At 63.9% G+C, this 2,083-nt stretch carries 2 protein-coding genes; both read right to left on the reverse strand.

What is annotated here, in order from left to right; all coding sequences use genetic code 11:
- The coding region (locus Q0L57_RS13360; RefSeq protein WP_296743325.1) for a hydantoinase B/oxoprolinase family protein at positions 1-409 on the reverse strand (409 nt) is incomplete at its 3' end.
- Positions 410-423: 14 nt separating this feature from the next.
- Positions 424-2,083 (reverse strand): hydantoinase/oxoprolinase family protein (locus Q0L57_RS13365; protein ID WP_296743326.1); only part of this gene is annotated, 1,660 nt, incomplete at its 5' end.

Here is a 2,083-nt window from a genome sequence, read left to right on the forward strand (position 1 = left end):
GCACGGTGCCGATGAAGGCGTCGTTGTTGGCGAAGATGTCGCCGTCGCGGATCCGAGGGTTTTCCTCGTAACCGTTGCGGATCATCCATTTGATGAAGCGGCTCATCGTGTGCACATGCACCATGATGCCGTTGGAGAGCGCGATGGCGTCGCCCTCCGGCGTGTAGATGGCGACGACCATCTCGCCGACCTCGCGCACGCCGGGCGAAGCCGAGATGCGGCGGGCCATTTCGCGGGCCGACACGCAGTAGGCGCGCAGCTTGGTGTGCAGTGTTTCGAACTTCAGCGGATCCTGGTTGCGCAGTTCGAGCTCGGTGATGCCGTCATAGCAGCCGGTCTCTTCCATGAGCCTTTCGGATTCGATCAGCCGCTCGCGGATGCGGAGCGCGGAGGCGGGTTTGTCCAGCATGGCGTTCGCCCTTCTCAAGCGTGGGAGTAGTGGAGCAGCGTCCATTCGTCGATGAAGACGCGGTCCTGCGGATGGACGACGAGGGTCGTGGCGGGATGTTCGATGATGGCGGGGCCGACAACCTCATGGCCGGGTTGGAGAAGGTCCATCTCGTAGAGGTTGGCCTTGTGCCAGCGGCCGCCGATATAGGCCTCGCGCACACCCTTGTGGGCCGACGCCGGATCGGATTTGCCCAGCGGCCGCTTGACCAGCATCGGCTTGACCTTGTCCGCGGTGGCGATGAGCCCGAGTTCGGTGATCGAGAAGCCGGCCTCGCCATAGCGCGAAACGCGGTGGTTGACCTTGGCGTAGACGGCCTCGAACTCGGCGATGACCTTGCGCATGTCGTCGGCGGAATCGATTGCCGACAGCGGCGCCATCACCTCGACGTCCTCGAGCTGGCCGGTGTAGCGCATCATCAGGAACGGCACGGTCTTGATCTTGTCGCGAGCATGGCCGTCGGCGATCATTTCATCGACCGCGGCCTTGGTGAGATCATCCCAAACACTGGTGACCTTCCCGCCGAACGCGACCAGCTCGTCATCGCTGGCCCGCGCGCCGATGTCGATCTGCGTCGACACCGAGTGACGGCGCATGAAATCGGCAGTGGTGCAGCCGAAGGCCGAGAAGGCGGCGGCGAACTGGAAGGTGATGATGTCCTTGAAGCCGATGCCCCTGGAGCAGCCGGCGAGATGCAGCGGCCCCGAGCCGCCATAGGACAGAAGCGTGAACTCCGACGGGTGGATTCCTTGCCCGGAAATGACGCGGCGCAGCGCGTTGTTGGCGTCGGCCTCGAGCATCTCGATCATGCCTTCGGCGGCTTCCTCGACGCCAACGCCGAGCACGCGGGCGCATTTCTCTTCGAAGGCCTTCCTTGCCTTCTCGACCTGAAGCACGACCTTGCCACCGAGGAAATAGTGCGGATTGAGGCGACCGAGGATGGCGTCGCAATCGGCGATCGTCGGTTCCGTGCCGCCCTTGGCGAAACAGATCGGGCCGGGATCGGAGCCGGCGCTTTCCGGTCCGAGCGAGACCTTCCTGGTCAGCGGGTCGACCTTCAGGATCATGCCGGCGCCGGCGCCGATCGTGTCGAGATGCAGCGTCGGCACGTTGAGCTTGAAGCGGTCCATCAGCGGCTCGTTCTCGATCCGCGTCTGGCCGCGCGTGATGACGCCCATGTCGAAGGACGTTCCGCCCATGTCCGAGCAGATCAGCGAGTCGTTGCCGATCAGCTTGCCGACATAGGCTGCGCCAAGTATGCCGCCGATCGGCCCGGAGATCATCGTCTCGTGCAGGCGCGGATGGTTGATCGAGGTGAGACCGCCGAACGAAAGCAGCGTCTGCACGCCGTATTTGAAGCCGTATTTCTTCGAGACGTCCTCGATGCCCTTCAACTGCTTGCGGCCGCGCGAGGTGGCGTAAGCCTCGATCAGCACCGAGTTCAGCCGCGACTGCTCGCGGATGACGGGGCGCACTTCATGGCTGGTATAGACGAGGATGTCGGCGCCTGCGGCGGCGATCTCCTCGCGGCAGATCTCGGCGATGCGCTTCTCATGCGCCGGATTGACGTGCGAAAAGACGGTCATGATGCAGATCGCCTCGACCTTGTCGGCGATCAGCTTCTTGGCGGCGGCA

It is taken from the genome of Mesorhizobium sp. (assembly GCF_024509055.1).
In the GTDB taxonomy this organism is placed as follows: domain Bacteria; phylum Pseudomonadota; class Alphaproteobacteria; order Rhizobiales; family Rhizobiaceae; genus Mesorhizobium.